Source organism: Sphingopyxis sp. (genome assembly GCF_965279725.1).
GTDB lineage: Bacteria > Pseudomonadota > Alphaproteobacteria > Sphingomonadales > Sphingomonadaceae > Sphingopyxis.
The window spans coordinates 661,735-687,774 of sequence record NZ_CBDIIL010000002.1; the positions used below are offsets into that span (position 1 = coordinate 661,735).

The 26,040-nt window shown below is 63.9% G+C and carries 24 protein-coding genes; 10 read left to right on the plus strand and 14 right to left on the minus strand.

Annotated elements, in window-relative coordinates; genetic code table 11:
• Window positions 1-32: 32 nt before the first annotated feature.
• The 7 genes from ACQY6T_RS07700 to ACQY6T_RS07730 form a co-directional block, all read right to left on the minus strand.
• Window positions 33-962: a 3-keto-5-aminohexanoate cleavage protein gene (locus tag ACQY6T_RS07700; RefSeq protein ID WP_428630034.1), complete on the minus strand. Its 930-nt coding sequence runs from the start codon at window positions 960-962 to the stop codon at window positions 33-35.
• Between the two features lie 11 nt (window positions 963-973).
• Window positions 974-2,218 carry an acetyl-CoA hydrolase/transferase C-terminal domain-containing protein gene (locus ACQY6T_RS07705; protein ID WP_428630036.1) on the minus strand — a complete coding sequence of 415 codons (1,245 nt, stop codon included), beginning with the start codon at window positions 2,216-2,218 and terminating at the stop codon, window positions 974-976.
• Between the two features lie 19 nt (window positions 2,219-2,237).
• Window positions 2,238-3,032 (minus strand): enoyl-CoA hydratase-related protein, encoded by a 795-nt coding sequence (locus tag ACQY6T_RS07710; protein WP_428630038.1) that lies wholly within the window; start codon window positions 3,030-3,032, stop codon window positions 2,238-2,240.
• Between the two features lie 10 nt (window positions 3,033-3,042).
• Window positions 3,043-3,801 (minus strand): SDR family oxidoreductase, encoded by a 759-nt coding sequence (locus ACQY6T_RS07715; RefSeq protein WP_428630040.1) that lies wholly within the window; start codon window positions 3,799-3,801, stop codon window positions 3,043-3,045.
• A 21-nt stretch (window positions 3,802-3,822) separates the two neighbouring features.
• Window positions 3,823-4,311 carry a MarR family winged helix-turn-helix transcriptional regulator gene (locus ACQY6T_RS07720; RefSeq protein ID WP_428630042.1) on the minus strand — a complete coding sequence of 163 codons (489 nt, stop codon included), beginning with the start codon at window positions 4,309-4,311 and terminating at the stop codon, window positions 3,823-3,825.
• Between the two features lie 73 nt (window positions 4,312-4,384).
• Window positions 4,385-5,557 carry an acyl-CoA dehydrogenase family protein gene (locus tag ACQY6T_RS07725; protein WP_428630043.1) on the minus strand — a complete coding sequence of 391 codons (1,173 nt, stop codon included), beginning with the start codon at window positions 5,555-5,557 and terminating at the stop codon, window positions 4,385-4,387.
• Entirely contained in the window at window positions 5,554-6,429 is an 876-nt protein-coding gene (locus ACQY6T_RS07730) for an SDR family oxidoreductase (protein ID WP_428630045.1), read from the minus strand. Before ACQY6T_RS07730 ends, ACQY6T_RS07725 begins: the two co-directional genes overlap by 4 nt.
• Window positions 6,430-6,553: 124 nt before the next feature.
• Here ACQY6T_RS07730 and ACQY6T_RS07735 point away from each other — a divergent pair, with 124 nt between their 5' ends.
• From ACQY6T_RS07735 to ACQY6T_RS07780, 10 genes are read left to right on the plus strand one after another with little or no spacing between them, the layout of a single operon-like run.
• Window positions 6,554-7,981, plus strand: coding sequence for an OB-fold domain-containing protein (locus tag ACQY6T_RS07735; protein ID WP_428630047.1), 1,428 nt, complete (start codon window positions 6,554-6,556; stop codon window positions 7,979-7,981).
• A gap of 4 nt (window positions 7,982-7,985) precedes the next feature.
• Window positions 7,986-9,179, plus strand: coding sequence for an acetyl-CoA acetyltransferase (locus tag ACQY6T_RS07740; RefSeq protein WP_428630049.1), 1,194 nt, complete (start codon window positions 7,986-7,988; stop codon window positions 9,177-9,179).
• 10 nt (window positions 9,180-9,189) lie between these two features.
• Complete coding sequence (locus tag ACQY6T_RS07745; protein ID WP_428630050.1) at window positions 9,190-9,642, plus strand: MaoC family dehydratase; 453 nt, start codon at window positions 9,190-9,192, stop codon at window positions 9,640-9,642.
• An 11-nt stretch (window positions 9,643-9,653) separates the two neighbouring features.
• The gene (locus tag ACQY6T_RS07750) at window positions 9,654-10,502 is read left to right on the plus strand and encodes an HpcH/HpaI aldolase/citrate lyase family protein (protein ID WP_428630051.1); all 849 of its coding nucleotides are present in this window, start codon (window positions 9,654-9,656) and stop codon (window positions 10,500-10,502) included.
• 11 nt (window positions 10,503-10,513) lie between these two features.
• Window positions 10,514-11,692 carry an acyl-CoA dehydrogenase family protein gene (locus ACQY6T_RS07755; RefSeq protein ID WP_428630053.1) on the plus strand — a complete coding sequence of 393 codons (1,179 nt, stop codon included), beginning with the start codon at window positions 10,514-10,516 and terminating at the stop codon, window positions 11,690-11,692.
• A gap of 10 nt (window positions 11,693-11,702) precedes the next feature.
• The gene (locus ACQY6T_RS07760; protein ID WP_428630054.1) at window positions 11,703-12,617 is read left to right on the plus strand and encodes an SDR family NAD(P)-dependent oxidoreductase; all 915 of its coding nucleotides are present in this window, start codon (window positions 11,703-11,705) and stop codon (window positions 12,615-12,617) included.
• Between the two features lie 3 nt (window positions 12,618-12,620).
• Window positions 12,621-13,469 carry a MaoC/PaaZ C-terminal domain-containing protein gene (locus ACQY6T_RS07765; RefSeq protein WP_428630055.1) on the plus strand — a complete coding sequence of 283 codons (849 nt, stop codon included), beginning with the start codon at window positions 12,621-12,623 and terminating at the stop codon, window positions 13,467-13,469.
• Window positions 13,460-14,422: an NAD(P)H-dependent flavin oxidoreductase gene (locus ACQY6T_RS07770; protein ID WP_428630056.1), complete on the plus strand. Its 963-nt coding sequence runs from the start codon at window positions 13,460-13,462 to the stop codon at window positions 14,420-14,422. Before ACQY6T_RS07765 ends, ACQY6T_RS07770 begins: the two co-directional genes overlap by 10 nt.
• Window positions 14,419-15,414 (plus strand): NADP-dependent oxidoreductase, encoded by a 996-nt coding sequence (locus ACQY6T_RS07775; protein WP_428630057.1) that lies wholly within the window; start codon window positions 14,419-14,421, stop codon window positions 15,412-15,414. The genes ACQY6T_RS07770 and ACQY6T_RS07775 overlap by 4 nt, the downstream gene beginning before the upstream one ends.
• A gap of 11 nt (window positions 15,415-15,425) precedes the next feature.
• Window positions 15,426-16,136 carry an SDR family oxidoreductase gene (locus ACQY6T_RS07780; RefSeq protein ID WP_428630059.1) on the plus strand — a complete coding sequence of 237 codons (711 nt, stop codon included), beginning with the start codon at window positions 15,426-15,428 and terminating at the stop codon, window positions 16,134-16,136.
• Here ACQY6T_RS07780 and ACQY6T_RS07785 read toward each other — a convergent pair.
• The 7 genes from ACQY6T_RS07785 to ACQY6T_RS07815 all read right to left on the minus strand — a co-directional run bounded on the left by ACQY6T_RS07785 (window position 16,133) and on the right by ACQY6T_RS07815 (window position 25,968).
• Window positions 16,133-17,689, minus strand: coding sequence for an AMP-binding protein (locus tag ACQY6T_RS07785; RefSeq protein ID WP_428630061.1), 1,557 nt, complete (start codon window positions 17,687-17,689; stop codon window positions 16,133-16,135). The genes ACQY6T_RS07780 and ACQY6T_RS07785 overlap by 4 nt on opposite strands.
• A gap of 3 nt (window positions 17,690-17,692) precedes the next feature.
• Window positions 17,693-18,481 carry an enoyl-CoA hydratase/isomerase family protein gene (locus tag ACQY6T_RS07790; RefSeq protein ID WP_428630062.1) on the minus strand — a complete coding sequence of 263 codons (789 nt, stop codon included), beginning with the start codon at window positions 18,479-18,481 and terminating at the stop codon, window positions 17,693-17,695.
• 134 nt (window positions 18,482-18,615) lie between these two features.
• Window positions 18,616-19,863, minus strand: a complete 1,248-nt coding sequence (locus tag ACQY6T_RS07795; protein ID WP_428630064.1) for a serine hydrolase domain-containing protein — start codon at window positions 19,861-19,863, stop codon at window positions 18,616-18,618.
• A 93-nt stretch (window positions 19,864-19,956) separates the two neighbouring features.
• On the minus strand, window positions 19,957-21,507 hold the full coding sequence (locus tag ACQY6T_RS07800; RefSeq protein ID WP_428630066.1) for a carboxylesterase/lipase family protein: 1,551 nt from the start codon (window positions 21,505-21,507) through the stop codon (window positions 19,957-19,959).
• 25 nt (window positions 21,508-21,532) lie between these two features.
• Complete coding sequence (locus ACQY6T_RS07805) at window positions 21,533-23,776, minus strand: TonB-dependent receptor (RefSeq protein WP_428630068.1); 2,244 nt, start codon at window positions 23,774-23,776, stop codon at window positions 21,533-21,535.
• Between the two features lie 99 nt (window positions 23,777-23,875).
• Window positions 23,876-25,210: a hypothetical protein gene (locus ACQY6T_RS07810; RefSeq protein ID WP_428630070.1), complete on the minus strand. Its 1,335-nt coding sequence runs from the start codon at window positions 25,208-25,210 to the stop codon at window positions 23,876-23,878.
• On the minus strand, window positions 25,207-25,968 hold the full coding sequence (locus ACQY6T_RS07815; RefSeq protein ID WP_428630072.1) for a GntR family transcriptional regulator: 762 nt from the start codon (window positions 25,966-25,968) through the stop codon (window positions 25,207-25,209). Before ACQY6T_RS07815 ends, ACQY6T_RS07810 begins: the two co-directional genes overlap by 4 nt.
• Window positions 25,969-26,040: the final 72 nt, after the last annotated feature.

The window sequence follows — 26,040 nt, forward strand, 5'->3', positions numbered from 1 at the left end:
CGTCATGGTGGCGATGCTTTCAAAAGAGAGGTTTAGAAGGCGACTTTGTCGCCGCCTTTGAGCGACAATATCTGCCGCGCTTCATCCGGCGTCGCCGCATCAAGCCCCAGCCCTTCGATAATCTGCCGCACCCGCTCGACTTGTACCGCGTTGCTTTGCGCGAGCTCGCCGCGCCCAAGCCACAGCGAATCCTCGAGGCCGACGCGCACGTGGCCGCCCATCGAAGCCGCCATCGCCGCGACCTTCATCTGCGCCGCGCCTGCCGCCAAGACCGACCATTGATAATTGTCGCCGAACAGACGGTCGGCGGTCCGCTTCATGTGCATCACCTCGTCGGGATGCGAGCCGATGCCGCCGAGCAGCCCGAAACAGGTCTGGATGAACAAGGGCGCCTGAACCAGGCCTTCGCTCCAGAAATAATGGAGATTGTGGAGGTGACTGGTGTCGTAACATTCGAACTCATAGCGCGCGCCGGTCGCGTTCAGCGTATCAAGAGCGTATCGTATATCTTTGAAACTGTTTCGAAAGACCAGGTCGTGCGAGCCTTCGAGCATCGGCTCTTCCCAGTCATATTTGAAATCCTTGTAACGTTTGAGCATCGGGAACAGCCCGAAATTCATCGACCCCATGTTGAGGCTCGCCACCTCGGGCTGCCAGACCTTGGCGGGCTGGACGCGTTCTTCCACCGACATATAGGGCGAGCCGCCAGTGGTCAGGTTGACGACCACATTCGATGCCTGCTTGATGACTTTCAGGAAAGGTTCGAACGCCTCGGGGCTCTGGTCCGGGCGGCCGTCGTCAGGGTTGCGGGCATGGAGATGGACGATCGCCGCGCCCGCCGCCGCCGCACCGAGCGCGCTATCAGCAATCTCGGCCGGGGTGACGGGAAGGTGCGGCGACATCGAAGGGGTGTGGATCGACCCGGTGATGGCGCAGCTGATGATGACCTTGTTCGATGGCATGTCCGTTTCCTTCACAGTTGCGACGCATAGGCCCGCCAGCCATCGCGCAGGGCGGCGCGGTGATCGGGGGCGGCGATGGCGATGAGCGCTTCGGCGCGCGCGTCATAGGTCAGCGCGCGGATGTCGGCGGCGCCATATTCAGTGACGATGATGTCGATGTCCATGCGGCCGAGCGCGACCGGGCCGACGGGTGTGCCGGGGAGCGCGACGCGGCTGATCGCACCTTTCGCGGCAGTTGCAGCGAGTGCGACGATGCGCAGCCCTCCACCGATTTTCGCGGCGCGCGCATAATCCGACGCGCCGCCGGGGCCGGACATCAAACCTTTGGGACCGAGTTCGGAATAGGCTTGGCCGAGCAAATCGACCTCAAGCGCCGAGTTGATCGCAACAAAGTTCGGGATCGCCGCGATCGTCGCCGCGTCGTGGGTCACCGACACCGGCTGAAAATTGTAGGCGGGTCCGGCAATCGCGCGGTAAAGTCGCTCCGATCCGATCGCCACGCCTGCCGTGACCGATACGCCCGGCGCCAACGCACCCGCCTCTTCCAGATCGACCACGGCGTCGACGATCAGGCCGCTATGAACGCGCAAATTACGACGACCGGTGAGCGCGCGCAGCACCGCGCCGGGCACCTTGCCGACCCCCATCTGTAGCGTCGCCCCGTCGACAATATATGGCGCGATATGCGCCGCGATGGCGTTGGCGATCGGGTCGTCCCCGATGTCGGCGAGGCCGTCGAAAGGCTGGTCGGCCTCAACGAAGGCTGTGATCTGGTCGAGCGGAATTCCCGCATGGCCGGGCGTGCGCGGCATCGCCGGGTTGATATGCGCGATCCGCACCGGAATGCCGGGCCAGAGTTCCGCGGCGAAATCGACCGCCGGGCCGAAGCTGCAGTTGCCGTGTTCGTCGGGCGGGGTGACCATGATCAGCATCGCGTCGATCGACTTGGAGCGTAGCCGGTCGAGGATGTCGTTGTAACACAGCGGCAGAAAGGTGACGCGCTTGCCGACCTCATCCTTGAGTTCGGGGGTGACAAAAAAGGTTTCGACGCGGCAGTCGGGGTTGGCGAGATAGGTGTGGCGATTGACGCCGGGGATGAACGCGCCGGTGAAAGTCGCCGCGCCGAGATTGCCGCCCGCCGCCATCACGGCGTCTGCCAGCACCAGCGACTCCCCGGTGGCACCCGCGACCAGGATGCGACTGCCCGGCGGTAGCCACGTCGCAATTTCGGCAAGGTCCAGTCGCACGGGCGCCATTTCTCGTCGCCCCGCCCCGCTATTTCACATATTTGTGGAAGTCGGGTTTGCGCTTTTCGGTGAAGGCGCGGACGCCTTCCTTCGATTCCTCGGTATCATAGAACAGCTTCACCGCGTTGAGCGACAGCATCGAGATGCCGCGAATATTGTCGCTATCGGCGTTGAAACTGCGCTTCGCCAGCGCCAGCGCGGTGGGCGACCGCTCGCCCAGCGTCGTCGTCCATTCATCGACGGCGGCGTCGAGTTCGGCGGCGGGGACGACCTTGTTGACGAGCCCCATCTCCATCGCTTCCTGCGCGGTATATTGCAGGTTGAGATACCAGATCTCGCGCGCTTTCTTGTCACCGACATGGCGCGCGAGCATCGCGGTGCCCCAGCCCGCGTCGACCGATCCGACCTTCGGGCCGACCTGCCCGAGCTTGGCGGTGTCGGCGGCGATGCTGAGGTCGCAGAGCGTGGCGAAGACGTTGCCGCCGCCGATCGCAAAGCCGTTGATCCGCGCGATTACCGGTTTCGGGATATCGCGGATGATCGATTGCAATTCGTCGATCGGCAGGCCGACGATACCGCGCCCGTCATATTGGCCCTCATGCGCCGACTGGTCGCCGCCGGTGCAAAACGCCTTGTCGCCCGCGCCGGTCAGCACGACCGACGATACGCCCTTGTCATCGGCGGCGAGCTTGAAGCCCATGATCAGCTCTTCGATCGTCTGCGCGCGGAACGCGTTGTAGAGTTTGGGGCGGTTGATGATGATCCACGCGGCGCGGCCGCGCTTTTCGTAAATCACATCTTCGAATGTCGTCGGATCAATCATGGTCAGTTCCTCAAATCATGTTCATGCCGCCGGCGACCGAAAAGGTCTGGCCGGTAATGAAGCCCGCATCTTCGGACGCCAGAAAGGCGACGATGCCGGCATAATCCTCGGGCTCGCCCATGCGCTTCAGCGGAATGCCGCGGACCATCGCGTCCTTCCACTTCACCGCCTGTTCGCCCTCGCCCAGCACCGCCGCCATCATCGGGGTATTGGTCGGGCCGGGACAGACGATGTTGAGCAGAACGCCTTTCGACGCGAGTTCGCGCGCGACCGACTTGGTGAAGCTGATCACTCCGCCCTTGCACGCCGAATAAACGGCTTCGCTGCTCGTTCCGACGCGCGCCGCGTCGGAAGCGATGTTGATGATCCGCCCGCCGCGGCGTTCGACCATCAAGGGCGCGACGCAATGATGCGTGTTGAGCGGGCCGTAAAGATTGATCGCGATGATCTTGTCCCACAGCGGTTTATCGGTTTGCAGGAAATTAAGCGGCTGGTCCCACCCAGCGTTGTTGACCAAAGTCCAGATCGGCCCGAGTTCGGCCTCGACCGCATCGACCGCGACCTTCACCGCATCATAATCGGTCACGTCGACAGGATAGGTTTTGATCGTCTTGCCCGGCGCCAGCGCGGCGGTTTCTTCGCCCGCCGCCGGGTTGAGATCGAAGATCGCGACCTTGCAGCCTTCTTCGGCGAGCCGCAGGCTCAGCGCCCGGCCAATGCCTTGTCCGCCGCCAGTGACAATCGCTACCTTATCCTCTAAGCCACGCAAATCCTGATCCTTTCGCTTCTTCTATTCGGCCATGGTGATGAAGGCGCCCTCGGGCTCGTCGCCGTCGGCGCCCGCCAGTTCGAGCAAGGTGTGCTTGATCGTCAGCAGGACTTCGGCCGCCTGGTTGAGTTCAGCTTCAGTCACCTTGGTCAGAATCTCGGTTTCGATCTGGTCGACGCTCTTGCGGATCGTCGTCACGAATTTCGCTCCCGCCTTGGTCAGAAAAACGCGGCGAATGCGGCCGTCATTTTCGTCGGCGCGGCGTGTCACAAACTCCGCCGCCTCCATCCGGTCGAGCAGTCCGCCAATCGCCACCTTGGTGAGGTCGAGGTCGGCCGCGAGCGCGGTCTGGGTCATGCCGTCGCGGCGCGACAGAAAGGCAAGCACCCACCATTGCGAGCGCGTAATGCCGAGCGGCTTGAGCGCGCGATCGACGACGATGCGGCGCAGGCGCGACACATCGTGAATGAGGAACCCGAAACGCAGGTTGCTGTTCAGATCTTTGGTCACTGCTTTACCTTCCTTGGAGAGAGTTTCTCCAAGAATAGCCGATCCCGCCAATGTTTGCAGCGCCGAATCCATTTTATCCGGCCTTTGGCCGCGGCTTGATGCGACCCTTGAACATGTCGCGGGCGATAATCGTCTTCATGATCTCGATCGATCCGCCGGCGATCTTGACGATGCGCGCATCGGCATAGGCGCGCGCGATCGGATATTCCCACATATAGCCCCAGCCGCCGAACAGCTGCAGGCACTTGTCGACCGTCTCGCAATGGAGTTCGGACGTGACCATCTTGGCCATTGCGGCATCGACCGGATCGAGTTCGTCGTTCATGAACAATTCGATGCATTTGTCGGTGAACACGCGCGCGCTGAGGGCTCGCGCTTTCAGGTCGGCGAGGACGAACTGGGTGTTCTGAAACTCGGCGATCGACTGGCCGAACGCCATGCGCTCGGCGGTGTAATCGGCAGTCCATTCGATCACCGTTTCGGTGACCATCGCTGATCGCACCGCCTGCGCCAGCCGCTCCTGCGGCAGCTTGGTCATCATATGGACGAAGCCCTGCCCTTCGGCGCCCAGCATGTTGCTGGGCGGAATGCGGACATTGTCGAAGAACAGTTCTGACGTGTCCTGCGCCTTCATTCCCAATTTTTCGAGATTCTGGCCGCGCTTGAACCCTTCGCGGTCGCCTTCGACGAGGAACAGAGTCACGCCCTTGGCGCCCGCGCTGGTGTCGGTCTTGGTCGCAAGCACGAGCACGTCACACAGTTGGCCGTTCGAGATAAACACCTTTTGCCCGTTGATGACAAACTCGTTGCCGTCGCGCACCGCCTGCGTGCGGACGGCTTTCAGGTCGCTGCCTGCATGCGGTTCGGTCATGCCAAGCGATCCGATCGCCTCGCCGCGCACCATCTTCGGCAGCCAGTGCAGCTTCTGCTCTTCGGTCCCGAACGACTGGATATACGTGGCGACAAGGTCCGTGTGGATCAGGAAACCCGGCCCACTGGCGCCCACGCGCCACAATTCTTCGTAAACGACGACGTCGAACAGATAGTCGAGGCCGAGACCGCCATATTCTTCCTTGACGGTGCAGCAAAGCAGCCCGGCCTCGCCGGCTTTCAGCCACAGCTCGCGCGGGACGATCCCGTCATGCTCCCATTGCGCGTGGAAGGGGACGATTTCCTTTTCGATGAACTTGCGGACGGTTTCGCGCCACATGTCATGCTCGGCGCTGAAGATGCTGCGGGTGATCATCGGTCTGCCTTTTCGCGCTGCGTCGAGGCGGCGATTGCCTCGCGCGCCGCTTGCCATTGGTCGTCAGTGAGATGGCCGAGGTCGGCGAAGGTGCCGGGCTGGGCAAGATGCTGAGCGCCGTCGATCGCGATCGTCTGACCGGTCAGATAGTCGCAGCCGTCGGAGAGCAGAAAGATGATGAGATTCTGCAACTCGTGCATTTCGCCGAAGCGGCCGAGCGGCACCGTCTCCGTGCCGGTCGCGCTCGATTTGGCCTCAGGGATCGGATTGAGCTTTTCCCAAGCGCCGGGCGTCGGAAAGGGGCCGGGCGCGGTGGCGTTGAGGCGGATGCCATATTTGCCCCATTCGACCGCGAGCGACATCGTCATCGCGTGCAGCGCGGTCTTCGCCATTGCCGAGGGGACGACAAAGGCCGATCCGCTCCACACCCAGGTGACAAGATTGCTGACCACCGATGCCTTGACACCCTCGGCGATCCAGCGTTTGCCGAGCGCCAGCGTGACATGAAATGTGCCGTCCATGACCGTCGAAGTGACAGCGCGAAAGCCGCGCGGGCTCAAATCCTTGGTCGGTGCGATAAAGTTGGCGGCGGCGTTGTTCACCAACCCCGTCAGCGGAGCGATCGCCCAGATTGCATCGACCATCGCATCGACCGACTCGGGATCGCGCACGTCGCAGATATGCCAATGGACGTTTGCGCCGATTTCCTTTGCCGTCTGTTCCAGCACATTGGCGCGGCGCCCGCAGATATGGACGGTGGCCCCCTTGGCGACGAGCCCACGGGTAATTTCCTTGCCAAGTCCCGACCCGCCGCCGGTCACCAGGACCGACTTGCCAGCCAGGGCATCGCCCAGAAAAATATCTGTCCCCATTACCCGCTCCCATAACATCGCGCCCGGCGCACCGTCGCAATTTTCGTGAACCTGTTTACAAGTTACAAATATGCTGTCAAGGTCTGCGCACAAAAGCACGATCTGGGGCATTGGGACGGGAACTATGGCAGCGCGGGCAATCATCGGCATGGGCGGCTATCTGCCGTTGCTGCGGCTCGACCGCGCAGCGGCGGCAAAGGCCTTGCGCTTTTCGGGACTTGGCGGGCGTGGCGCGGGATACCGCGGGGTCGCGTCATGGGACGAGGATGCGCTGACGCTGGCGGTCGAAGCCGCTCGGCTGACGGGCCATAGCAGCGCTCCCGACACGATCGTCTTTGCCTCCACCTCGGCGCCCTTCACCGAACGTAGTCATGCAACCCTGCTCAGCGAAGCCTTGTCAGTGGCGCCACAATGCCGCACCAACGACGTCGCCGGATCGCGGCGCTGCGGGGTATCGGCCTTGCTCGACGCACTGCTTGGTACGGGTGAAGCGATTGTCGCCGCCGGTGAGCAGCGAGCGGTCAAAGCTGGTAATCCGATGCACTTTTCTTTCGGCGACGGCGGCGCGGCGGCGCGGGTCGGTGATGGTACGGGCGCCGTACTGGTCGGACATGCCAGCTTGGCGCACGACCTGATCGACATCTACGCCTCGCGCGAGCGCCCCGAACCCTATGCCTATGAAGAACGGTTCGTGAAAGACACCGCGACCAAGGCGGTCATTGCGCCGACGATTAAGGCGGCGCTGGCGGGAGCGGGAGTCGAGCCGGGCGACATTACCCACGCCGCCGTGCATGAGCCGCTGGCCGGCATGTGGCGCGACATCGCCAAGGCAACCGGCATCACCGCGCCCAACCACGCCAGCGCCCTCGCCGCGGCGGCGGGCGATCTGGGCGCCGCGCATATATTGTTCGCGCTCGGCCTCGCGCTTGATGCCGCCAACATTGGCGACAAGATATTGGTAGCGGGCTTCGGTTCGGGGTGCGACGCGCTGGTGCTCGAAGTCACCGGTCCTGTCGCGGGCGCCGCAAGCGCCGCCGCAGCGCTCAAGCAAGGCCTCGCTTTTGCCGACTATGTCCGCTTCCTGTCGCTGACCAAGGCGATCGACCTCGACTGGGGAGTGCGGTCCGAATTCGAGCAAAAGGCGCAGGCGACGGTGATCGAACGCTATGGCCGCGACATGATCGGCTTTATCGGCGGGCGCGACAGCCGCGGCAATGTGCAATTCCCCAAAAGCCCCATCCCGATCCATCCCGACGCGACCGGGCCAGAGGCGCTGGAGGATGTGCGGATGGCAGATCTCACGGCGACGCTCGTGTCGGTGACCGCCGACCGGCTGAACTTCACCCCTGCCCCACCCTTCTGGTTCGGGCTGGTGCAGTTCGAAAATGGCGCGCGAGTGATGATGGAATTGACCGACGCCGATGCCGAGGGTTTTGCCGTAGGCGCGCCGCTGACGATGCGCCTGCGGATCAAGTCGCACGACAAAAGGCGGGGGTTCCGCACCTATTTCTGGAAGGCCGCGCCCGCCGCGCGCCCGGCGATGGAGGGCTGAGGCGATGGCATCGGGAATCAAGGACCGCGTCGCGATCATCGGCATGGGCTGCACCGCGTTTGGCGAGCATTGGGACAAGGGCGCCGACGACCTGATCGTCGCGGCGTTTCAGGAGGCGCTGGGCGACGCCGGGATCGATCGCGCACAGATCGGCGCGGCGTGGATCGGCAATGCGCTCGACGATATCAACGTCGGCAATTCGGCGCTGCCGCTCGCGCATGCGCTGCGGCTGAAAACGACACCCGTGTCGCGGGTCGAGAATATGTGCGCGACCGGCACCGAGGCTTTGCGTGCCGCCACCTACGCGGTGGCAGCGGGCGCGGTCGATATTGCGGTCGCAGTGGGTGTCGAGAAGCTGAAGGACACCGGCTATGGCGGACTGCCGCTGCGCACCAAGGGTTTGGCCAACGACCTGTGGCTGCCCTATGGATCAGCCCCCGGCACCTTCGCCCAACTCGCCGGTGCCTATACCGCGCGCCACGGCGTCTCGGCAGAGGATCTGAAGCGTGCGATGGCGCATGTCAGCTGGAAGAGCCATCAGAATGGCGCGGCGAACCCCAAAGCGCATCTGCGCAAGGCGGTCGACATGGACACGATCCTGAACGCGCCGATGATCGCCGATCCGCTGGGATTGTTCGATTGCTGCGGCGTGTCCGACGGCGCCGCCTGCGCGATCGTGACGACCCCCGAAATTGCCCAGGCGATGGGCCGCGCCAATCCGGTGACGGTGAAAGCGATCCAGCTGTCGGCGAGCCACGGCTGGGAAATGCAATATGGCGAATGGGACGGCGCGTCGGTCCGCAACACGCAGGAAGCCGCGAAGCGCGCCTATGCCGAGGCGGGCATCACCAGCGCCGAACTCTCGCTGACCGAAGTCCATGATTGTTTTTCGGTAACCGAACTGGTGACGATGGAAGATCTGGGCCTGTCCGCCGAAGGCCGAGCGATTTTCGACATCATGGACGGCAAATATGATGCGGGCGGCGCGATCCCGTGCCAGATCGACGGCGGGCTCAAATGCTTCGGCCATCCGGTCGGCGCGTCGGGGCTGCGCATGGCGTATGAAGTATATCAACAGCTCGAAGGCCGCGCCGGCGATCGCCAACGCGGCACCGTCGATTATGGCCTGACCCACAATCTGGGTGGTGCGCCATTCAACAGCGTCGCGGCGGTGTCGATCCTCGGGCGGCTCAACTAGGGAATATCACATGCCGGGATTATATTTCGAACAGTTCAGCGTCGGACAGACGTTCGACCATGAAATCCGCCGCACCGTCACCGACATGGACAATATGCTGTTCTCGTCGCTGACATACAATCCGGCGGCGATCCACATCGACCATGATTATGCGTCGCGCACCGAATTCGGCAAACCGCTGATGAATTCGATCTTCACGCTGGGGCTGGTGATCGGCTTGTCGGTGCAGGACACCACGCTGGGTACGACGATTGCCAATCTGGGCATGACCGACACCACTTTCCCCAAGCCCGTGTTCGCCGGCGACACGATCCGTGCGCGGACGACCGTGATGGAACTGCGCGACAGCAAATCGCGCCCGACGCAAGGAATCGTCACCTTCGAGCATCTCGGTCTCAACCAACGCGACGAGATTATCTGCCGCACCCTGCGCGGCGCCTTGATGATGCGTTTGCCCGCATGAGATTGCGCTCGATGCTCTTTGTGCCAGGCGACAGTGAGCGCAAGTTCGCCAAGGCGGCGGCCATCGGCGCCGACGCGCTGATCCTTGATCTGGAGGATGCGGTCGCGCCGAGTATGAAGGTGGCGGCACGCGCTTTGGTCGCTGAGCTAATCGCGCAAAACCGAACGCGCGACTGGGCTTTCTTCGTCCGCGTCAATCCGTTCGACACCGGCATGACCTTCGACGACATGGCCGCGGTGGTGAAACCCGGACTCGACGGTTTGCTCATCCCCAAGGCCAATGGCGCCGACGACATCGCCCGCATCGCCGCCGAGCTCGATAGGCTGGAGGCCGCGACCGGCATGGCGAACGGCTCGGTCAAAATCGCGGTCGTCGCGACCGAAACTCCGAAGGCGATGTTCAACCTCGGCAGCTATACTCCGCCGCATCCGCGCCTGATCGCGCTGACTTGGGGCGCCGAGGATCTCGCCGCCGCAATAGGCGCGACCGCAAACAAGGAAGCCGACGGCAGCTGGACCTTTCCCTATCAGGTCGCGCGCACCCATTGTCTTTATGCCGCCGCCGCCGCCGAGGTCGCGCCGCTCGACACGCTCTACGCCGATTTCCGTGATGCCGACGGGCTGGAGGCCGATTGTCGCCGTTCGCGCCGCGACGGCTTTACCGGGCGCATCGCGATCCATCCCGATCAGGTCGCGGTGATCAACCGTTGCTACGCGCCCTCGGCCGACGAAATCGCCGAAGCGCAAAAGATCGTCGATGCGTTCGCCGCGCAGCCCGATGCCGGGACGCTCGGCATTGACGGCAAAATGTACGACATCCCGCATCTGAAGGCCGCGCAAAAGACGCTGGCCAGCGCCTGACTGGAGAGACCATGTCCGCCACCCGCCCCCTGCCCACCCAAGACGATCTCGACGCCATCCGCGAAGGCGTGCGCGCTGCCTGTTCGCCGTTCGACGACGACTATTGGCTGGCGCGCGACGACGACGGCAAATTCCCGCGCGAATTCCACCGCGCGATGGCCGACGGCGGCTGGCTGGGGATCACAATGCCCGAGGAATATGGCGGATCGGGCCTCGGCGTCACCGAGGCAATGACGATGATGAACGAGGTCGCGGCGTGCGGCGGCGGTTTTGCCGCGGCATCGACGATCCATATCAACCTGTTCGGCCCGCATCCGATCGTGGTGAAAGGCACCGACGAACAGAAAGCGCGCTGGGTACCGCCGCTGGTCGCGGGCGAGGATCAATGCTGTTTCGGTTTTACCGAGCCCGACGCGGGATTGAATACGACACGGATCAAGACCTTCGCGGAGAAAGTCCCCGGTGGCTACCTCGTCCACGGGCAGAAAGTCTGGACCTCGACCGCGCAGGTCGCGAACAAGATCATGCTGCTGACCCGCACGACCAAATATGAGGATTGCGCCAAGCCGACCGACGGCATCACCATCTTCTATACCGACCTCGACCGCAGCAAGATCGACGTCCATCTAATTCCTAAGATGGGCCGCAAGGCTGTGGATTCCAACGCAATCTTCATCGACGGGCTGTTCATTCCCGAGGAGGACCGGATCGGCGAGGAGGGCAAGGGTTTCGGCTATATCCTGCATAGCCTGAACCCCGAACGCATCTTGATCGGCGCCGAGGCGATCGGTATCGGCCGCGACGCGCTCGACCGCGCGGTCGCCTATGCCAAGGACCGCACGGTGTTCGACCGCCCGATCGGGATGAACCAGGGCATCCAGCACCCGCTGGCCGAGAAATGGATGTATCTGGAATCGGCGTGGCTGATGGTCGAAAAGGCAGCGCGGCTGTACGACAGCGGCCTGCCGTGCGGTGCCGAGGCGAACAGCGCCAAGTTCCTCGCGGCGCGCGCCTGCCATGATGCGGCGTGGCAAGCGGTCGCGACGCATGGCGGCTTTGGTTATGCCAAGGAATATCATGTCGAGCGGCTCTATCGCGAGGCAGCGCTGACCCGGCTCGCGCCGATCACCGAGCAATTGATCCAATGCTTCATCGCCGAAAAGGTGCTGGGGCTGCCGAAAAGCTATTGAGGACAGACATATGGGAATGATGGACGGCAAGGTCGCGCTGGTCACCGGCGCGGGACGCGGGGTCGGGCGCGGCATAGCGCTCGAACTGGCAAAAGCGGGCGCGGCGGTGGTGGTCAACGACCTCGGTGTGTCGATCAGCGGCGAAGGCGCCGACGAAGGCTCACCCGCCGAACAGGTCGCCGCAGAAATCATCGCAATGGGGGGCAAGGCTGTCGCCAATCACGACAGCGTCGCTGACTGGGCCGGCGCCTGCGCGATGGTCAAGGCCGGGGTCGACACGTTCGGCCGCATCGACGCGGTTGTGAACAACGCCGGAAACTTGCGCGACGTCTATTTCCACAAAATGTCGCCAGAGGATTTCGACGCGGTGATTGCGGTCCACCTGAAAGGCAGCTTCAACACCAGCCGCGCCGCCGCGCCCTTCTTCAAGGAGCAGGAAGGCGGCGCCTTCGTCCACATGACCTCAACCTCCGGGCTGATTGGCAATTTCGGACAGGCGAACTATTCCGCTGCCAAGCTCGGCATCGTCGGCCTGTCGAAATCGATCGCGCTCGACATGCAGCGGTTCGGGGTACGCTCGAACGCGATCGCGCCCTTTGCCTGGACGCGGATGATCGACAGCATTCCGACCGACACCCCCGAACAGCAAAAGCGCGTCGACGGGCTGAAAAAACTCGACGCCGACAAGATCGCCCCGTTCGTCGTTGCGTTGACCAGCGATGCGGGCGCCAAGGTGACGGGGCAAATTTTCGCGGTCCGTAACAACGAGATTTTCCTGTTCTCGCAGCCGCGACCCATCCGTACCGCGCATACTGCAGACGGCTGGACGCCCGAAACCGTCGCCGAACGCGTGTTCGACCAGTTCGCCAATGACTTCTATCCGCTGCATCGCTCGTCCGACGTCTTCACCTGGGACCCGTGCTGAGCGATGCCGATCCAGCCGCGAGCGTTGATGGATCATGATTTCGCTCCGGCGACGCAGAGCTATGATGCGCGCGATGCGATCCTCTATGCGCTAGGCGTCGGCTTGGGTCAGAACCCCTGCGACGCCGACGATCTCGCTTTTCTCGACGACCGTCAGCTGTCGGTGTTACCCTCCTATGCGGTGACCCTGACTAGCCCGGGGATGTGGATCCGCGACCCAGCCTTTGGCGTCGATTTCGCCAAACTGGTCCATTTCGAACAAATGGCGTGGTTTGACGCACCCCTGCCCGCCAGCGCCCGGATCGTTGGCGATGCGAGGGTTTTGTCGCTGACCGACCGCGGCGAAGGCAAAGGCGCCATACTCGTCCTCGAACGGACGATCCGCGATGCCGCAAGCGAAGCGCTGTATTGCCGACTCCACCAGACGTTGCTGCTGCGCGGTGACGGCGGTTTTGGCGGTGAGCCCACGCCTGTGCGGCCTTCGATCATTCCCGATGTCGAAGCGGATCGTACCGCTGAGGCACGGGTATCGCCGCGTGCGGCGCTGCTCTATCGCCTGTCGGGCGACTGGAATCCGCTGCATCTCGATCCGCTCGCCGCGAAACAAGCGGGTTTCGAGAGGCCGATCCTGCACGGCCTGGCCAGCTATGCCAAGGCGGGGGTCGCGGTCTCGCGGGCTTGCGATAGGGATCCGGGGTCGATCGGCGCCTTGGGTTGCCGCTTTTCCGGCGTCATCTATCCCGGCGATACACTGGACGTCAGGGTCTGGTCGACCGGAGACACGTCAGCCGTATTTCAAGCTTTTGTCGGTGACCGCAAGGTCCTCGATCAGGGACAAATTATATGGAAATGACGAACCGGGCGGCCGAAGCGGGCCTCGCCGCCAACCTGCGCGCCAAACTGCGCCTGCCAGTGATGGCGGGACCGATGTTTATCGCCTCGACCGCCGACCTGGTCATCGCGCAGTGCCAAGCCGGGATCATCGGCGCGATGCCCGCGCTGAACCCGCGCACGACCGCCGATCTCGACAAGGATGTCGCGCGGATCGCAGCGTCAGTCGGCGATACCCCCTGGTGCATCAATCTGGTCGCGCACAGGACCAACGAACGCCTCGCCCCCGACCTTCAGGTCGTGCTGCGCCACAAGGTGCCGATCGTCGTTCTCGCTCTCGCCGCCGATCCAGGGCTGGTGCGCGAACTGCAAGCGAATGGCAGCCTGGTGTTCCAGGATGTCATCAAGAACCGCCACGCGCAGAAATGCGCCGAGATGGGGGTCGATGGCCTGATCGCAGTCGGTGCGGGCGCCGGGGGCCACACGGGCAATCTGTCGCCCTTCGCCCTGATGCAGGAAATCCGTGAATGGTGGGACGGGCTGCTCATACTGTCCGGCTGTATCGCAAATGGGCGGTCCGTGCTGGCCGCCGAAGCATTGGGCGCCGATCTCGCCTATATCGGCTCAGCCTTCCTTGCGAGTGACGAGGCGAATACGCAGGCCGGGTTCAAGCAGATGATCGTCGATGGCAGCGCCGCCGACATCACCGTCACCAATTGTTTTACCGGCGTCGACGCCAATTTCCTGTTGCCGTCGATCATCGAGAATGGGCTCGACCCCGCCGAGCTGCGCCGACCGCCGGGTGCCGAGATCAACATCAGCGGCGGCGGCGCCAACCACAAGGCGTGGCGCGACATCTGGAGCGCGGGTCAGGGTATCGGCGCGATCAAGCAGTCGGGTCCAGCGGCCGACTATATCGACTGGCTGGCCGACGATTATGCCGCGGCGCGCGCCGCGATGGGCATCGCCGCTTGAACCGCCAATGTATTCTGATTTCGCGCCCCACCGGCGTCGCGCAGGCGGAGAATTTCGCGATTGTCGAAACTCCCGAAGCCGTGCTCGGCGACGGCCAGATCCGCGTTCGCAACGCCTTTCTGTCTGTCGAACCCGCGATGCGTGGCTGGATCGCCGATGCCGGCAATTATGCCGCGCCCGTCGCCATCGGATCGGTGATGCGTGCTATCGCGGTCGGCGAGATCATCGAAAGCCGCAGCGCCGACTATGCGCTGGGCGAATATGTCACCGGCTGGTTCGGCTGGCAGGAACAAGCCGTGGCAGATGCATCGGCGATCATCCGCCGCGTCACCGAAACCGACCTGCCGCTCTCGCTCAGCCTTGGTGTGCTCGGCATCAACGGCGTCACCGCGCATCTCGCGCTCACGCGGATCGGCGAACCAAGGCCGGGCGATACGGTGCTGGTATCCACCGCCGCGGGCGCCGTCGGTTCCGCCGTGGGTCAGATCGCCAAGCTGCTCGGATGCCGCACCGTCGGCATCGCGGGCGGCGCCGACAAGGTCGCTCAGTGCTTGTCGCGTTTTCGCTATGACGCCGCCATCGACTATAAATCGGGTGACATCGCGGCGACGCTGACCGCCGCCTGCCCCGATGGCGTGAACGTCTATTTCGACAATGTTGCGGGCGCGATCAGCGACGCGGTCTATCCGAAGCTCGCGATCGGCGCGCGCGTCGTCGTGTGCGGCACGGCCTCGATTACGAATTGGGATCCGTGGCCGACCGGCCCGCGCGTCGAGCGCCATCTGCTCGTCAAGCGCGCACGAATGCAGGGGTTTGTGATTTTCGATCATATGGATCGCTATAGCGATAGCGTCGTCCAACTAGCCGAATGGGTCCGCTCGGGACAGCTGGTCTATGACGAAGACATATTGGACAGTATCGACGCTTGTCCCGATGCCCTTGCGGGCCTTTATCGCGGTGAGAACAAGGGCAAGCGCGTCATCAAATTGTGAAAGGTGCAGCAATGTTGGCAGACCAGACGATCGTCCTGCTCGGCGGAAGCTCGGGTATCGGCCTTGCCGTCGCGCGGGCCGCGGTCGCGGCAGGGGCAAAGGTGCATATCGGTTCCAGCAACGCCGACCGTGTCGCCGCGGCTTGCGAAACGCTCGGCGCCCAGGCCAGCGGCGCCGCGATCGACCTGACCGAGGAAGCGAGCATCGCGGAGTTCTTCGCTGCCGCGCCCACCTTCGACCACCTCGTCCACAGCGCCGGCGAATGGAAACGGCGGCGCAACATTGCAGGCGCCGACTTCGACCTTGCCGATGCGCAGGCCGCCTATCAAATCCGCTTCTGGAGCATCCTGCTCGCGGTCAAGCACGGCTTGCCCAAGCTGGCGCCAGGCGGCTCGATCACCCTGACCTCGGGCACCCTCGCGCATCGTCCCAGCAAAGGGTCGGCGATGTCGACTGCGATGATGGGCGGGGTCGAGCATCTGGCGCGCGGGCTCGCGGTCGATCTGGCGCCGATACGGGTCAATGTGGTCACCCCCGGGCTGATCGCCACCGACGCCTGGGCCAAACTGCCGGCAGAGGCGATCGACGCGATGATCGCGGGGCAACCCCTGCCCCGCCCCGGCGTTCCGGCAGAAGTTGCCGAGGCCTATCTCTATTTCATGCGTGCGGGGTACACCACCGGACAGGTGTCAATCGTCGATGGCGGCGGACTCTATCGCTAACCGACGTTGCGCCCCTCATTGCCCCAATACAGCGCGCGCAGATCCTTTTTCGACACCTTCCCCGACGGGACGAGCGGGAATTCACTGACGAAATCGACGCTTTTCGGTACCTTGTAGGCGGCCAGCCGTTCGCGGCACCAGGCGATCAAATGCGTGTCTTCGGCCCCTTCGTCCCGGGTGATGACGATCGCCTTCACCGCCTCGCCCCAGCGCGGATCGGGGACGCCGATGACGGCGACCGCAGCGACCGCCGGATGGGTCGACAGGATATTCTCGACCTCGGCCGAATAGATATTCTCGCCGCCCGACACGATCATGTCCTTGGCGCGATCGACGATATAATACAGGCCCTCTGCGTCGCGGCGTACGATGTCGCCGCTGCGATACCAGCCGTCGGCGATCACCTGCGCGGTGACCTCGGGTTGGCCCCAATAGCCTTTGGTGATGGACGGTTGCCGAACGTAGAGCTCGCCCGGCTCGCCCTCGGCGACCGGATTGCCGTCGGTATCGAGAATGCGAAATTCGACCAGCGGCAGCGGCCGACCACAGCTTTGCAGCTTGGCTTCGTCGTTCAGATCATGCTCGTTGGGCCGCAAAATCGATGTGGCGCCCCCGGCCTCGGTCGAGCCATAAAATTGCATGAACTCGCACGGCATCGCGGCGATCGCCCGCTTGATGAGGCCCAGCGAAATCGCCGACCCGGCATAGAGCGTCAGCCGCAACGACGAAAAATCGCTAGTTGCGGATGACGGGTGATCGAGCAACATTTGCAGCATCGTCGGCGTGAGCGTGAGCAAGGTCGGGCGCTGGCGGCTGATCGTATGGAGCATGACCGCCGGATCGAACTGGCGGACGATGTCAATCGCGACGCCGTTATACAGGCATTGCAGCATGATACCGATGTGAAGCAGGTGAAAATTGGGCAACCCGTTGACGAAACTGTCGCCATCCTCCCAGTGATAGGCGGGCTCCAGATGCTCACAAAGCCGCATCATGTTAGTCGCGCCATGCGCCAGCATAACGCCCTTGGGCTGGCCGGTGGTGCCGGAGGTGTAGAGCTGAAACGCCGTGTCTTCGAGCTCGACATGGACGGCGGGGCGCGTGGCGGGATAAGCCGCAACCCGGGCTTCCAGGCTTTCCTCACCGTCGATCCAGATCGCTTGCGGCGGCGCGTCGAGCAATGCGCAGGCGGCCTCCCACAGTGGCTCGCATTCGCGTTCGACTATGGCAAAGCGCGCCCGGCTGTCGGCGATCTGCTGCGCCAATTCCGGCGCTGCGAGCCGCCAATTGTAGATCACCAGCCCGCTACGCGTCCGCGCGCACCCGAACAGCGCGAAATAGAAATCGGAACTGTTCTTGCCCATGAAGCCGACCAGCGCGCCAGGTTCGCTAATGCCATCGAGCAGGAAATGCGCGACCTGGTTTGCGATACGGTCGAATTCGCCAAAGCTGACGCGGCGCTCAAACGTCCGCAACGCCAGCCGCTCGCCGTCGTGGCGTGCCCAATAGGCCGGATAATCACCGAGGGTGCGGATTTCGGGATAAGCCCACATCGCTCAGCGCCCCTGGAAAACCGGCTTGCGCTTCTCGGCAAAAGCGGTGAGCCCTTCGCGGGCGTCGGCGGTGCCCGCCGAGCGGGCCAGTGCCTGCGCTTCGAGTTCAAGTTGCGCCTCTAGCGGCTGATCGGTCACCGAGGTGAGCAACCGGCGCATTTCACCCAGCGCCTTGGTCGGCCCCGCCGCCAATTGCTGCGCTATCGCTTCGGCCCGAGCAGCAAAAGCATCTACGGGCAAAACCTCGTCAGCAAGCCCCGCAGCCAACGCCGTCGCCGCATCCATCTTTTCGTTGAGCAACAGGAATTTGCGCGCCCGCCCGACACCCATGCGGCGGGTGTACATCACCGATGCCCCGGCATCGCAATTATATCCGATCCCGGCATAGGCCGACACGAACAAGCTATTGTCGGCGGCGACGACGATATCGCTGCCCGCAACCAGCGCCGACATCCCGCCGGCGCAGACGCCATAGACCGCAGAAACGATGGGGGCGTCCATACGCTGCAACCGCGCAATCGCGCTGTGCAGCGTCGTCGTCCAGCGCTTGATATTGCTCGGCAAGCCATCAAGGTCGTCAACGAAGACGCCGATGTCGGCGCCATAACTGAAAACCGGCCCCTCGGCCGTGATCAGCACGCAGCGGACGTCGGGATTTTCTGACAGCTGAATCGCTGCCTCGCACATCTCTGCGCAAAACGGACCGTCGATAGGGTTGCCCCGCTCCGCATCGATAAAGGTCAGCCTGGCCAATCCTTCACTGACCGTCAGCCGTATAGACGAAAAGCCCATCCCAAACTCCCGATTTATATTTTCGTAAATCGGTTTACGGATATGTCGCCGCCGTGTCAATCGCACGGTTTCCTTGGTGCGGTGCAGCGAACGGACGCGCGCGCGGATCCATCCGGGCTCGTCCGTTGCCGGTGTCAGGGCGCGGCGGTACGCGTCGCGATCGCCGTCTCGATCAGATCCTGCATCACCTGTTCCAGCTCGACCCCCTTGCGGTCGCCGCCTGTCGTAATCTCGGTAGCGATCAACGCATAATAGCCGGTCTGACGGTCGATCCAGCCGGTCCAGCCATAGGCGCCGGGCGAGCTGTTGATTTTTGACGACGCACAGGCGCTTGGCGTGTCGCATTCGACGAAGCTGCCGAGCGCATATTCCCAGTTCGCCGCGCTGGCGGGAACGAACACGCGGGGCAGTCCCGCGGTGCGCTGCTGGGTAAAGCCGGTCATGTCTGTGATGAAACTGCCCTGCAGCATGGCACGCAGCAACTTCGCATAGTCGCGCGGCGTCGAAAAGGCGCCGCCCGCGATCCACGGATTAGTGGGCGCGCTGCCGGCCGGATCATACCAGGTCGTGTTGGTCATTCCCAACGGCACGGTGACATGCTGGCGAAACAGATCGTGGATGTTGCGCTGGCGCGCCGGTGTCGCCGATGGCTCGATGCTCGTGTCTTTTGCTTCCAGATAGGCGGCGGCGACCTGAAGTCCGTGGGGACCATAGCTATACTGCGCGCCCGGTGCGTTGCCGGGGCGCAGGCTGTCATAGCGCAGGTCGTGGATACTCTTGGCACAGGCGTAAAGCGTCTGTGCGGGAAGCAGCTGACAGCCGCCGACCAATGGGCTGGCGTTGAAGCCCGAGGTCATCGACAGCGTGTGCTTCAGCTTGACGTCCTTCTTGGTGCCGCTGGTCGTCCAGAAAGCGAGCGGCGGGCGCATCGGATCGTCGAGCGTCACGATACCCGCCTGCTTCATTCGCATCGCGAGCGTGCCAGCGAACCATTTTGAAGCCGACGCCAGCGGGGTGATCCGGTCGATCCCGAAACTGCCCTTCTCATAGCTGAAGAGATAATCGGGGCTCGCCACATTGCCGACGATGAAATGGCCCGACGGCACTTCGCTGTCGGCGGCGATCGCGGCCTGAAGCGCGGTCCAGTCATAGACATAACCGTCGCCCGCGATGGTGAGGCTCGCGGGCTGCGCCTGCACCGCCGACACCGCCGACACCGCCGACACCGCCGTTTTGGTGGAAGACGCGGAAGCAAGCGGCAAGGTGACCAACGGGACGCCATCAGCACCCGCTCCTCCGCCGAAGCCAGCCTGTGCGGCGATCGCAATCACGCCAAAAGCGCCGCACGTCACGAGGCCGGTCAAAATTCTTTTCTTCGTCATTTCGTCTCTCCCAGTCTGATTTCCACACCAATCGACGACAAAGATCGCAGCGGGAGCGGGCGCATACGGCCGCGCTCCGGCGCGCGACCGAAGCTATTTGAGCGGATACGCCTTGGCGTGAACGCGCAGGAGAAGGTCGAGCTGTTGCTTACGAAAACCGCGAACGACTTGCGATTGCGGGGCGAGCAGCGCGAGATTGTCGGTGCCGGATTCATAACGCGGCCAGTCGGGAACGAGCGCGCACATCGGGGCGCCGCTCTTGGCAAAACTGGCCCAGCAGCTAATCAGCGCATCGCTGAACGCGCGATCCTCCGCGTCGACCGGCGGCGCGAGCGCGGCGAGATAGTCGAGCGTGCCAAAGACATAAGGGATTTCGGAGCCATGCGCCGCGCCCTTGGCGCGCGCGCGCCGCGCGGCGGCGACATAGCCGAAATGATAAAGATAGGACGGCGCACCCATCTGCGTCCGCTCTGCCAGCCAGCGCGCGGGCGCGACGAACCAGGCGTCGCCGAGCACCTGCCGCGCGAACTCATTCTCGGGCAGATCGGCGCCATAGGCCGCAGTCGCCGCCGTCGTATCCGCGCCGACATAAGCCCGCGCCGCGGCGGGCGGGACGCCCATCGCCAGGATGACGCTCGCTTCGTTGCTGTTCGCGCCGACCATCAGCGGCACGTCGATCGGTTCGCTGCGCGCGAGCAAGCGCCACGGCGCTTCGCGGATCAGCCGTCCGTCGATAAAGGGGGCGACCATGCCCGCCGCGCGGTCGGTCGGCGCTGCGAGCAGCGCCTCGACCGATAGCGCGCGCAAGGCGGCGGGCGTTGCCGCTGTACCCGCCCCTGCCCGCTCGGCCAGCTGGGTACCCAACGCCTCCTGCTCGGCGAGGGTGCGCGGGTCGAGCAAGCCGACGCCCGACTGGACGATCGCGCGCGCGAACAGCCCTTTCGCTTCGGGGTGGACGAGCAAAGTCGATACGCCGATCGCGCCCGCCGATTCGCCGAACAACGTCACCTGCTTCGGATCGCCGCCAAAGGCTGCGATATTCTTTTTCACCCAGCGCAGCGCCGCGAGTTGGTCCATCATCGCATAATTACCGAATGGCGCATTTCGCCCCGCTTCGGCGGTCAGCGCGGGGTGGGCAAAAAAGCCGAGCGCCCCGAGCCGGTAGTTGATCGTGACGAGGATGACGTCCTGCCGCGCAAAGGCGCTGCCGTCGAAGACCGGGAAGGTTCCCGATCCCAGGATGTTTGCGCCGCCATGCACCCAGACCATCACCGGCAGCTTGCGGGCATTCTTCGGTCGCCAGATATTCAGCTGGAGGCAATCTTCCGATTGGTTGTCGGCGACCCCGCCCGCCACCAGCGCCGGGCGTAGCGGTTGCGGACAGGCGGGGCCGAGCCGCGACGCGTCACGGACAGCCTGCCAGCGCGGCGCGGGCGCCGGCGCGCGCCAGCGGAGATTTCCGGTCGGCGCGGCGGCAAAGGGGATGTTGAAGAAATGCTCAACCTCGCCAACGGCGGCGCCGGCGAGCGTCCCTTGCGCGATCCGCACCTTAGGCGGCGTAGCAGTGGGGTCGCTGGCCGCAGCAGCCGCGACCCCAAGTCCGCATGCCGCCAGCATCGCCAATATCCGAAAACCAGATCGCATGCCGTCGCTCCTCCGCTTGTCGGGTTCAGAAGGTGATGCGCCCTTCGACGCCGATCACGCGCGGCTGGCTGTAACGGTTGATTGTCGGCGCCTGCGCGACGAAATAAACCTTGTCGAACACATTATTGGCAAAGGCCGAAATGCTGACATCGCCGAACTCGACCCCGACGCGCAGGTTCACCAGCACATAATCGTCGAGATCGACCGAGGTCGCGGTCAGCTCCTGCTTGCCGCCCCACTGGCCGTTGACGAGGACATTGCCGGTCAACGTGACATCGTTGGTCACGGGTTGGCGAAGGTTGAGGTTGGCCGAGGCCAGCCAGTCGGGCACCTGCGCGAGATCGAGGTTTGCATAGCGCCCGTTCTTGACCTCACCGCCCTGACGCGAACCGCTCAGCGCGAGCCTGCCGGTTCCCGCGCCCAAATCAAAACCCTGGCTATATTCAGCCTCAATACCCCAGCTTTTCGCGTCCCCGGCGTTGGTCAGATAGGCAACGGCGGCGATGGGACAGGCCGGGTTCGTCAGCGCGCAGCCATCGTCGACCTGCGCGATGAGATCCTTGAGTTCGGTGTAATAGCCCGCGATCGCAAAATAGCCGCGGCGGATCGGGCTGCCCTTGATACCGGCTTCATAGGTGGTGCTGTTCTCATTGCCGAACAACACTTCCACCGGGCGCGGCGCGCGCGGGTCGGACAAGCGGGTGTTGAAGCCACCGGCGCGATAGCTACTGCCGACCTTGCCATAGGCGAGGGTGTCGGGCGCAAGCTTGTAAGAAAGTGTCGCGTTATAAGAGAGGTTATCGGCGCTGATATCGCCGTCGATGACGCGCGCGGCGCCGCCGATCGGCAGATTGGTCGCCAGATCATATTGCCGCGCGGTGATGCTGCGGCTGTCGCGCGTGTAACGAAGTTCGCCGGTGACGTTGAGGCTGTCGGTCAGGTCGAAGCCGAGCGAGCCATAAGCGGCATAGCTTTCGAAATGGAGCCGCGCCGGGGCGATATTGCCCGGCGACGGATTGGCGAGCGTCGGGCTGCGCGTGGTCGCGACCGAGAAATCGCTGTCGAGGATCAACGCCTCGCCGCCGACGAGCCAGGTCCACTGGTCACCGCTGCCGGTCACATGAATGTCCTGCGAGAAGCTGTCGGTTGTGTCGATGACGAAGGACGATGTGTTGGGGTCGAGCGGGGTCAGCGCCCCGATTTGACCCGCCGCGCGCGCCCGCGCCAGCTCGGCCGGGCTGATCGCATCATTGTCGAGATCATATTCGGAGTGACGCTTGCGGAAAAAGGTCGTCGAGGCGAGTTGCGCCCCGCCGAGGTCGACCCGGATGATCGCCTGAAGCCCATCGACATCCTGGCTCGCGCGCGGCGCAGTGTTCCAGGGGTAGCTGAACCGATCCTGGCTATAGCCGCCGGGAAAGCCGGGCGTGCCCGCGGGGATGGATATCTGATAGTGGATCGTCGGCGTCGTCAGCCGCTGGGTCTCGGCGAGCAGCACGACGTCGACCGGGCCGCGCTTGAGGCGGAGCTGACCGCGCAGGCCGTGACCCTTTTGCTGGTCGAAATAGACGTCGTTGTCGGGATTATAGAAAAAGCCCTTGTCCTGTTCGACCAAGTCGCCGCTGATGCGGAAGGCAGCGCCGTCGCCGAGCGGCACGTTGACCGCGCCCTGCGTCTGGAAGCTGTTGTTCTCGAAGCTATAGCGCGCGCTTGCCCAGCCCCCGAAGTTGAACTCGGGTTCGGCGGACAGGACGTTGATCGCACCGCCGACCGCGTTGCGACCGTAGAGCGCGCCCTGCGTCCCGCGCAACACTTCGACACGGCCGATGTCGAGAAAGTCGAGGCGGGTGAAGTTGCGGCCGCCGATCGCGCCGCCCCCGATGTACGAACCGTTGCGATACAAGCCGACGCTGGGGTCGCCATTAGTGGCGCGCGCGGTGGACGAGGCGCGGATCGAGATTTCGGAGGTCACCGACGAGTTGAGGTTGTTGAAGCGCACACTCGGCTGGTCGGCGAGCAGCTCGCCGCTGCCGGTCGCGCCGCCGCGATCGGCGAGCGACTGGGCATCGATGATCGACGCTGCGGTCGGAACGTCGATCAGACGTTCTTCGCGGCGCCGCGCCGTGACGACGATCGCGCTATCGTCAGAGGTTTCGGCATTGTCATCGACAGGCGGTGCGCCATCGGGAGAGGCTTGCGCCGAGGCGACCGCGGGCACGATCGCCCAGAGCGCGGCCGAACACAGGAAAAGATGCGCTTTGCGAACCATAAAATCCTCCACCAATATTTTTGTGTCATTATTATCGATAATTTTGTGCAAATGGGCACGTGAGTCAAGCCGGAAAACGTCGCGCAGCGATGGAATGGGTCAGCGCGCGACCGGAACGGCGGCGACGAGAAGGTCACGAAAACCGCGCGCCGTAGCGGCAAGTGGCTCGGCAACAATCGTCGCCATATCGTCACCCGCGGCATGATGATGGCGGTGCGCGCCAAAGATTCCGGCGTGCCGCGGATAACCCGCCTTCACCACTTCGGTGAGCTCGCCCGCCGCACCATCGCTCGACGGATAGGCCATCTCGATTCCAGGCTGCCCAGTGAATATCGCCCTCGCCCGCTCGACAAGATCGGGCGAGGTCATCAGGAAGCGATAGGGGTCGGCACTCGGCAAGGGCAACAGTCGTCCGGGCATTTCCTGCCAATCGCGCGTTGCAGCGTTGGCGCCGAGATGGAGCCAGAAATCGGTCTTTGCGGGTGGCGGACCAAAGGCTTCGACGAGATGGCTTGCGCCGAGATTTTCATATTCATGCCCGCTGTTGCAGACGAACAGCAGGTTATGCTGCGGAAACACGCGCGGCGCCCATTCGGCGAGCGCCAGCCAGATGGCGATCCCGGGGCCGCGTTCGCCCGCGCAATCGGTCCAGCCCGAGCGTGGTGTCGACACGGCCAACCAGCGCCGGTCATCACCGCGCAGCCGCCGCCCTATGATATTTTCGGCGGTTCGCTGCCCGCTCGTACCGGTCAACGTGAGCGTCGCCTCGCGTCCGTAACGCGCTGCCTCGACGATTGGCGCGGCCTTGGCCGACCCTAACAAGGCAAGCGGGCGATCAGACAGCGGCTTGTCCGCTGGCGCGTTGAACAAAAGCGCCTCCCCCGACGGCCCGGTCGTGACCAGGATCACGGCCCCTGCCCCGCGCGCCAGCGCATCGGCAAGCGGCTCGCGCACCGCGCGATCGACGAGCGTCGACCAGCGGCGATAGGGCAAACGGATGACCGCAATCGCACCATCCAGTGGCCCGGGTAACTCCGCCAGCCGCAGCGGCGCGGTCAGCCCCCCCGCCGCGGTCTGCACCACCAATGGCTGGGCGGTCAGCGCAATGCGCGCATCGCCGACAGCCAAATCCGCGCGCCCACTCTCAAACCAAGGGACATCGAACCCCTGCCGCTCAACGGCAAAACTAGCGGCAGCAAGACGTTTTGCGGCCCAGTCGGCGGTCCAGCGATCACCCGGGCCGCCCGACTGTTTGTTGCCTGCTTCGGCATAGGCGCGGACGTCGGCAACCAATTTTTCGGAACCGAACACCGCGTCATCCTTTGCCATCGCGCCGGCCGGCATGGCCTGCAACGCCAGCGGCGCGGTCAAACCCGCTTTCAGCAATGTTCGGCGATTGGTGCCCGAACCGCTCCCGTTCCCCGCCGCGCTCATGCCGGTTTTGCGCGGCGACGGCCGGGCTTCGGCTTGCTGTGGCGCGCCTGATATTCCTCGAGCGCTACCGCAAAGCTGGTCTGCGACACCGCGATCAACGCCCGCGCCACCGCATCGGCCTCGTCCGCTTCGCGCGCAAAAATATGGCGGCAGAGCTGGTCATAGAGCAGCGCCGATCGCTTCGCGGCGTCGAGGTCATGGGTGTCGATGAAGGATTCGGTGAAAACATTATGCTGCCAGCGCGCGAGCAGCGCGAGGCGGTCGAGCAGCTCAAGCGCGAGCGGTGCGTTGCTCCGCGTCGCAATGAAGCGCCCGATCCGGTTCGAGACCTTGAGATGCTCAAACGTGTTGTTGGTACGCTGCGTGACATCCTTATATTCTACGAGTCGATGCATCAGTTCGCGCCCGTCGCGATCGCTCATTTCCTTGGCCGCCAGGCGGCAGACGACACCGAACAGCGATTTCCAAAGCTCGTAAACTTCGGTCGCGGCATGCTGGTCGATGTCGATCACAAAGGTGCCGCGCCACGGCACGACCTTGACCAGTCCGATCCGCGACAAATGCCGGAAAGCTTCGCGGACCGGCGCGTGCGACACGCCAAAACGCTGAGCGATCTCGCGCTCGCGCAGCCACGTCCCGGGCAGGATGCGCCATTCGACAATATCGTCGGTCAGCAACCGCGCGATCACGCGGTCCTGGGTCGGCGCGCTATCCTCGTCGCTGGTCATCGCGGCCATGGTTTCCGTTCGGCTTTTCATCTGCGTCTCCCACCCGGCATCCTAATCTGGACCCGAGGCGGAGCAATCGGCGATTGCGATTGAAATTATTAT